Annotated in this window: 7 protein-coding genes; all 7 read right to left on the bottom strand. The window is 69.7% G+C overall.

Annotated features, from left to right (window positions below):
* Positions 1 to 14 precede the first annotated feature (14 nt).
* On the bottom strand, positions 15 to 1,451 hold the full coding sequence (locus ACFWU5_RS16005) for a GuaB1 family IMP dehydrogenase-related protein (RefSeq protein ID WP_379267680.1): 1,437 nt from the start codon (positions 1,449 to 1,451) through the stop codon (positions 15 to 17).
* Between the two features lie 52 nt (positions 1,452 to 1,503).
* Entirely contained in the window at positions 1,504 to 2,364 is an 861-nt protein-coding gene (locus tag ACFWU5_RS16000) for a DMT family transporter (protein WP_379267679.1), read from the bottom strand.
* Between the two features lie 139 nt (positions 2,365 to 2,503).
* A complete protein-coding gene (locus tag ACFWU5_RS15995; protein WP_379242098.1) occupies positions 2,504 to 3,967 on the bottom strand; it encodes a DEAD/DEAH box helicase in 1,464 nt (487 codons plus the stop codon).
* Between the two features lie 255 nt (positions 3,968 to 4,222).
* The gene (locus ACFWU5_RS15990) at positions 4,223 to 5,161 is read right to left on the bottom strand and encodes a M48 family metalloprotease (RefSeq protein ID WP_379267678.1); all 939 of its coding nucleotides are present in this window, start codon (positions 5,159 to 5,161) and stop codon (positions 4,223 to 4,225) included.
* Between the two features lie 65 nt (positions 5,162 to 5,226).
* On the bottom strand, positions 5,227 to 5,616 hold the full coding sequence (locus ACFWU5_RS15985) for a BlaI/MecI/CopY family transcriptional regulator (protein ID WP_281220972.1): 390 nt from the start codon (positions 5,614 to 5,616) through the stop codon (positions 5,227 to 5,229).
* Positions 5,617 to 5,678: 62 nt separating this feature from the next.
* Complete coding sequence (locus ACFWU5_RS15980; RefSeq protein ID WP_379267677.1) at positions 5,679 to 6,503, bottom strand: ABC transporter ATP-binding protein; 825 nt, start codon at positions 6,501 to 6,503, stop codon at positions 5,679 to 5,681.
* Entirely contained in the window at positions 6,500 to 7,513 is a 1,014-nt protein-coding gene (locus tag ACFWU5_RS15975; RefSeq protein ID WP_379267688.1) for a FecCD family ABC transporter permease, read from the bottom strand. Before ACFWU5_RS15975 ends, ACFWU5_RS15980 begins: the two co-directional genes overlap by 4 nt.
* Positions 7,514 to 7,567: the final 54 nt, after the last annotated feature.

Raw genomic sequence — 7,567 nt, 5'->3', positions numbered from 1 at the left:
CCGTCGCGCGGGGTTCACCAGCCGCTGGGCAGCGGGCGACCTTCCGCGAAACCGGCTGCGGACTGCACGCCGAGCACGGCCTTCTCATGGAATTCCGGCAGCGAACGCGCACCGGCGTAGGTGCAGGAGCTGCGCACACCCGAGGTGATGTGGTCGATGAGGTCCTCGACACCGGGGCGCTCGGGGTCCAGACGCATCCGCGAGCTGGAGATGCCCTCTTCGAACAGGGCCTTGCGGGCCCGGTCGAAGGAGCTGTCGGCGGCGGTGCGCGCCGCCACGGCACGCTTGGACGCCATGCCGAAGCTTTCCTTGTACTTGTTGCCGTCGCGGTCGATGCGCAGGTCGCCGGGGGACTCGTAGGTGCCGGCGAACCAGGAACCGATCATCACGTTCGACGCGCCGGCGGCCAGGGCCAGAGCGACGTCGCGGGGGTGGCGCACGCCACCGTCGGCCCACACGTGCACGCCCAGTTCCTTTGCCGCAGCGGCACATTCGGCCACCGCGGAGAACTGCGGGCGGCCGACGCCGGTCATCATGCGGGTGGTGCACATGGCGCCGGGGCCAACACCGACCTTGATGATGTTCGCGCCCGCCGCGGCGAGATCGCGCACGCCGTCACCGGAGACCACGTTGCCGGCCACCAGGGGCAGGCCGAGGTTGAGGTCGGCGACGGTGCGCAGGGATTCCAGCATCTTGGTCTGGTGGCCGTGCGCGGTGTCGAGCACGAGCACGTCGGCGCCGGCTTCGGCCAGGGCCTTGGCCTTGGCGGCCACGTCACCGTTGATGCCGACCGCGGCCGCGACGCGCAGCTTGCCGTTCGCGTCGACGGCGGGGGTGTAGATGCCGGCGCGCACGGTGCCGGTGCGGGTCATGACGCCCGCGAGGGTGCCGTCGGGGTGGGTGAGCACCGCGAGCTGGGCGTGGGCTTCGGCGAGGCGGTCGAAGATGTCACGGGGGGACGCCTCGACGGGGACCTGGACGAAATCGGTGAACGCGACCTCGCGCAGACGCGCGAACCGGTCGACATCGGCGCAGGCGGCCTCGGTGACCACACCGACCGGCTTGCCACCTTCCACGACCACCACGGCACCGTGCGCACGCTTGTGCATCAGGGCCATCGCGTCGGACACCGAACGCTCGGGGTCCAGGGTGACGGGGGTGTCGGCGGTCAGCGAACGGCTCTTGACGAACGCGATGGTGTCGGCGGCGGCGGGCAGCGGCAGGTCCTGGGGGAGAACCACGATGCCGCCACGGCGGGCGACGGTCTCGGCCATGCGCTTGCCCGCGACGGCGGTCATGTTCGCGACCACGAGGGGGATGGTGGTACCGGACCCGTCGACGCTGGCCAGGTCCACATCGAACCGGGACGCAACCTCGGTCCGGTTCGGGACCAGGAACAGGTCGTCGTAGGTCAGGTCATACGGCGGCTGGGGTCCCGGAAGAAATCGCACTTGACCAATGGTAGCCCTGTGAGTACTCCGGTGCGCAATCCCCCGTACCGATTCAGCTGTTCGGCTGTTCGGCGACCGCTCTGGTCCGGCACAGAACGACCGTCGCCGCGCACATCACCACCACGCAGGCGGCGACCACGACCAGGCCGACACCGTCGGTGCGCAACTGTTCGTCGAGGGCGGTGAGGCCGAGGAACGCGGCGGCGAGGGGTTCGGCGACAGTGAAGGCGGGCAGGGAGGCCGACAGTGGTCCGACTTGGAAGGCGCGCTGTTGCAGGTAGAGGCCGAGCAGGCCCGCGGCCACCAGGGTCCAGGTCTGCCAGCCGCTCAGGACCGCGCCGAGGCCGTCGCCGAACAGGTGGACCACGCGATCTGTCAGTGCCGCGGCGAGACCGAACAGGGCGCCACCGGCGAGGCCGAGCGCGAGTGCCTTGGCTGATCGGCTCGAAACCAGCAGGCCGACCAGGGTTGCCGCCGCGATGACTCCCAGAAGAATTGCCAAGGGCGCCAACCACTTTCGGAAGGGTGCGTTGTCTTCGCCGACGGTCGGATCGCCCACGATCAGGAACAGGGCGAGCGCGGCGACGAGGATCAGCGCGGACGTGGCGGCGCGTGCGGTGATGCGCTGGCCGTTGAGTCGCGCCGACAGCGGGAGCGCAAACACCAAGGCGCTCACCAGGATCGGCTGAACCACCAGCACCGCACCGAAGGTGAGTGCGAGGACCTGCATGGCGTAACCACCGGCGTCGCCACCGATCCCGGACCACCAGCGGGGACTGCGGAGCAGGGTGCTCATGAGCGAAGCGCCCTCGGGCACGGCCGCGGCGGCCTGTTGCTGCGCCACGGCGGCCAGCGCGAACAACATGGCCGCGATCAGCGCGCACACGATGGCCGCGATCGGATGGTTCGTCACCGGCTCAGTGTGGTCGATCAGCTCGCGTCAGCGCGCGGCCGCGCAGGGGAGTCGCAGGGTTCGGGCATCTCGACGGCGCACGCGGCATCCCCGGAAAAGCAGCGGGGCCGAACCGTAATCGGTTCGGCCACGCCATCACTCAGTTTGCGGTGCGGTTGCGGTGCACCGCGGGAGACGCCGGACGCGCGGCGCGACGACGAGAACTAGTCGGCGTGTCGCCCGTGCGGGCGTGTCCGCCGCCGGTCACGGTCGGCTTCCGCGTGCGCGATTCGTGCGCCGGACGGTCACGGCGCGGGGCACCGCTACGACCAGGCTCGGCGGTCGGGGCGCCGGTGCGCGGACGGCGGGTACGACCGCCGCCTGCCGCGGAGCGCGTGGGCTGTGCGGGCGCGACCGGCGTGGCCAGGGCGATACCGCTGGGCTTGCGGGCACCGGTGATCTCCACCAGGTTCCGGTCGCCGGGACGCACGTCCACACCGTCGGTCTGCACGCCCGCCTTGCGGGTCATCGCGGCGACGTCCTTGCGCTCCTCGTCGGTGACCAGCGTGACGACCACGCCGTCTTCACCGGCGCGCGCGGTGCGGCCCGCGCGGTGCAGGTACGCCTTGTGCTCGGCGGGCGGGTCGAAGTGCACGACCAGCGAGACACCGTCGATGTGGATGCCGCGCGCGGCGACGTCGGTGGTGACCAGCACCGGCACCGACCCGTCGGCGAAGGCAGCCAGGGTGCGGACCCGGTTGTTCTGGGCCTTGCCGCCGTGCAGCGAGCCCGCGTCGACACCGGCGCCGCGCAGCTGCTTGGCCAGGCGGTCGGCGCCGTGCTTGGTGCGCACGAACATGATGGTCAGACCGTCGCGGGCGGCGATCTCGGTGGCCACGGTGCGCTTGATGTTCTTGTCGCGCACGTAGAGCAGGTGGTGGGTCATGGTGCTGACCGAGGCCTCGGCGGGCGCGGTCGAGTGGGTGACCGGGTTGTGCATGTAGCGCTTGACCAGCTTGTCCACGTCACCGTCGAGGGTGGCCGAGAACAGCAGACGCTGACCCTGCTTGGGGGTGCGGTCCAGCAGGCGGGTGACCTGGGGCAGGAAGCCCATGTCGGCCATGTGGTCGGCCTCGTCCAGCGCGGTGATCGTCACGTCGGACAGGTCGGCGTTGCGCTGCTTGATCAGGTCGTCGAGGCGTCCCGGCGTCGCGATGAGCAGGTCGACGCCGCGTGCGAGGCGGTCGGCCTGACGCTTGATCGGCGCGCCACCGACGACCGAGGCCACGCGAAGGCCCAGCGAGCGGGCGCCTTCTTCGAGGGCCTTCTCGATCTGGGTCGCGAGCTCGCGGGTGGGCACCAGCACCAGGCCGCGCGGGCGGCCGGGCTTGGACTGGCCGCTCTGGGCCAGGCGGGTCAGCATCGGCAGGCCGAAGGCCAGGGTCTTGCCCGAGCCGGTGGGGCCGCGACCGAGCACGTCACGCCCGGACAGGGCGTCGCCGATGGTGGCGGCCTGGATGGGGAACGGCTTGTCGATGCCCGCGTTGCGCAGGGTCTGCACCAGTTCCACGGGCAGGCCGAGTTCGGCGAAGGTCGGTTCGTTGGACACAGCAGAGGTGGTCAAGTTGGCCTTTCGTTGGGCTGCGAATCGCGCCGAACGATGATCGGCGCCGATTACCCGAATACGCGCTTCGGCGTGAGCGGGGCGCGGCCCAGCAGGAAGGACCGGTCTCCCAGGATAGGCGTGTTCGGCCTCGGTTGGGTAAACAAGCTGGTCAGGTAAGTGGTTGTGGCAACGTCTGTTCCGTGATCGAACCGGGTTGCGGCTGTCGATCTTGCCGGCCGGGAACGCTGCGGGAAACGGCGGTTGATCGCCAGGTCAGCCGTGGAACAGGCGACGCAATTCCTGCAGCCACGGCACCGCCACGGCCAGGGTCGGCACGACCAGAATCGCGGCCGAGCCGAGATAGGCGGCGGTGGCGACTCTCACGTCTCCGGTAGTAGTGGCCAGCCGTTGGATGCGAATCAGAGTGCTCGGTCCGCCCGCGGCCAGCGCGCCCTGCGGTGCGGTGGACTTGGCGCAGGCGATCAGCGCGCGCGCTAGGGGTTTGGGGCCGGTGACCTTGACCGCGGAGTCGTCGGCGAGCAGTTCGATCAGCAGTTTCACCTGGCCCAGAGCGGCTTTGCTGCGGACAACGCGGGGGAAGGCCTCGTGCACGGCGGTGAACGCCTCGAGCACGAGGTCGTGGCGGGCGCGCAGGTGGGAGCGTTCGTGGCTCACGATCGCGGTGACTTCGGCATCATCGAGGCTGGTCAGCGTGCCCTCGCTGATCACCACGCGTTGGCGAAGGCCGGGCAGGCAGTAGGCGATGGGTTCGGTGGCGGCCAGCACGCGGATATCGGCGGCGCGCCGCACCGGACCGCTCTGATCGAGCAGGTCGACCAGCATCCGATGACGAGAGCGGCGGCGTCGGGTGTGCACACCGACGCGCACGATCGAGAACATCAACCGGGCACCGACCATCAGGGTCAGGGCGAAGACCAGCACATACAGCAGCCACAGCGGCAGACCGAGCGCGTCGATCTCCTGGGTGGGCGAGGTGGTCGGCCTACCGTCGGGGCCGGGAACCAGCAGCAGACTGGCGATGGCCAAGCCGGAGCCGAAGGCGCTGAGCACGGCGGCCAGCGCGATGGCCTGCCACAACACCAGGGCCGCGCGTGGACTGCGATGCACCCAGGTAGCGCGACTCAACAACGCTGGTACCGGCCCTGCGAGAAGCAAGGCGAGGCCAGCGAAGACTGCCGCGGTTGCGTTCATCGACTCTGCTCACTGCGTTGTGGGGCGAGGTGGCGCTCACTCCATTGTGAGAGCCGCCAGGGAGTCTAGCCGCTGTTTTCGTCGGATTCGAGCTTTGCCAACGCCTCGCGCAGTGCGTCGGCTTCGTCCTTGCCGACCTGTTCCACGAAGTGCACCAGCGCCGCGGCGCGACTACCTGCGGCGTCGGCCTGTTGCAGCGCGTCGACCATCAGGCTCGCGACCAGTTCGTCGCGGGTGTGAACCGGTGCGTATCGATGCGCGCGATCGTCGCGTCGCTGCACGACCAGATCCTTTTTCGCCAATCGTTGGAGCACCGTCATCACCGTGGTGTACGCGAGCTCGCGCCGCGCGGCCAGCGCTTCGTGGACCTGCCGCACCGTCAGTGGCTCATCGGCCGACCACAACTGGTCCATGACCGCTTTTTCGAGTTCGCCGAGACCTGCCATCCCACCGATTTTACGGCCTCAACGACAAACGTGCGTACTACAGTTTGTCGTAACCCGGTGTTTGCTGTGTGTCATTCGTCATACCCGACCGCGCCGCGCACGTGCCTGGTCCCGATCGGGACCACCATCGGCCGCCCAGACACCGGATCGGTGAGCACGGTGGCCTCGAGACCGAAGACGTCGGCGAGCAGTTCGGCGGTGACGATGTCGGCCGGTTTGCCCTGCGCGACGATGCGACCTTCCTTCATGACCACGAGTTCGTCGCTGTAGCGGATGGCGAGGTTGAGATCGTGCAGCACCATCACCACCGTGCGGCCGAATTCGGCGTGCAGGCGGTCGACCAGATCCAGGACCTCCAGGGAGTGCGCGAGGTCGAGGTAGGTGGTGGGTTCGTCCAGCAGCAGGATGTCGGTGCCCTGGGCCAGTGCCATGGAGATCCAGGCGCGTTGGCGTTGGCCGCCGGACAGTTCGTCGAGGCTGCGGTCGGCCAGGTCGGCGATGCCGGTGTGGGTCAGCGCGGCGGCGACCTCGGTCTCGTCGTCGGCGGACCACTGCCGCAACCAGGACTGATGCGGGTGACGTCCGCGCGCGACCAGGTCGGCCACGGTGAGCCCCTCGGGTGCCACGGGTGTCTGCGGCAGCATGCCCACCACCCGGGCCACGTCCTTGGTCTTCATCGACGAGATGGCTTTGCCGTCGAGTACGACCTGGCCGTCGCGCGGGCGCAGCAGCCTGCCCAGCGATTTCAGCAGGGTGGATTTGCCGCAGCCGTTGGGGCCGATGACGGTGGTGACCACGCCGGGGGCGATGTCGAGGCTGAGTTCGTCGACGATCACCCGGTCGCCGTAGCCGAGGGAAACAGCGTCGGCGGCGAGGCGGTGAACGGGGGTGGTCATGACAGCGTGGCCTTCCGGTTCATGCGCACGAGCAGGTAGAGCAGGAACGGTCCGCCCAGCGCGGCGGTGACGATACCGACCGGGAGGTCGACGGGCAGCAGGGTGCGGGAGACGATGTCGGCGCCCGCGACCAGGGCGGCACCGGTGAGGGCCGAGGCGATCAGCGGTTCGCCGGGGGTGCGCAGGGCCATCCGGGCGATTTGTGGGGCGGCCAGCGCGACGAACCCGACCGGGCCGACCGCCGCTGTCGCCACCGACGCCGCGACTACCGATGCGCCGATCAGAAGCGCCTGTTGTGACTGGATGCGCACCCCGAGTACTCGCGTGGATTCCTCACCGAGGCGCAGCGCGGCCAGTGTTCGCGCGGACACCAGCGACACCACGGTCACGAGGGTCAACGCGATCGCCGCGGGCACGACGCTGGACATGTCGGCGGCGTTGAGTGAGCCGTTGAGCCAGAGTTGGGCGCGGGCGGCGTCGGTGAGGCTGGCGCGGGTGAGCAGCCAGCTGATCACCGACATCAGGACGGCGTTGACGCCGATGCCGATCAGGACCAAGCGGAAACCGGTGACGCCGCGTTCACCGGCGCGGCCGCGTCCCCAGGCCAGCAGATAGATGACGACGGCGGTGAGAAGTCCGCCGGTCAGGGCCGCAAGGGGTGTGCCGACGGTGGCGATCAGGCCGGTTGTCGCGCCACCGCTACCGACCAGCACCGCGACCGCGCCGACGCCGGCGCCGGTAGTGATGCCGAGGACGTCGGGGCCGGCGAGGGGGTTGTGCAGGATCGACTGCATCAAAGCACCGGACAGTCCGAGCGCGGCGCCGACCACCACGGCGGTGAGGGCGCGGGGCAGGCGCGATTCGAGGATGATGAAGCGTTGCGATCGGGAACCGCCGCCGCCGAGGACATCGAGCACGCGGCCGAGGGGGATATGGGTGTCGCCGACGGCGATGTCGAGGCAGAACAGCAGCACCACCGCGACCGCCAGCGTGAGCACGATGCCGAGCATCACCGGCCGAAGGACCAGCGACACGGGCCCGAAGCGCAACGCCGGACGAACTTT

This window comes from Nocardia sp. NPDC058640, assembly GCF_042716995.1.
GTDB lineage: Bacteria > Actinomycetota > Actinomycetes > Mycobacteriales > Mycobacteriaceae > Nocardia.
Note: the sequence above shows the minus strand (reverse complement) of the source record. Positions and strands in the feature narration are given on the sequence as shown.

Coding starts and splice junctions, on each gene's coding strand:
- ACFWU5_RS15990 (WP_379267678.1), bottom strand. CDS start 5,161: ATGAACGCAACCGCGGCAGTCTTCGCTGGCCTCGCCTTGCTTCTCGCA.
- ACFWU5_RS15980 (WP_379267677.1), bottom strand. CDS start 6,503: ATGACCACCCCCGTTCACCGCCTCGCCGCCGACGCTGTTTCCCTCGGC.
- ACFWU5_RS15975 (WP_379267688.1), bottom strand. CDS start 7,513: ATGCTCGGCATCGTGCTCACGCTGGCGGTCGCGGTGGTGCTGCTGTTC.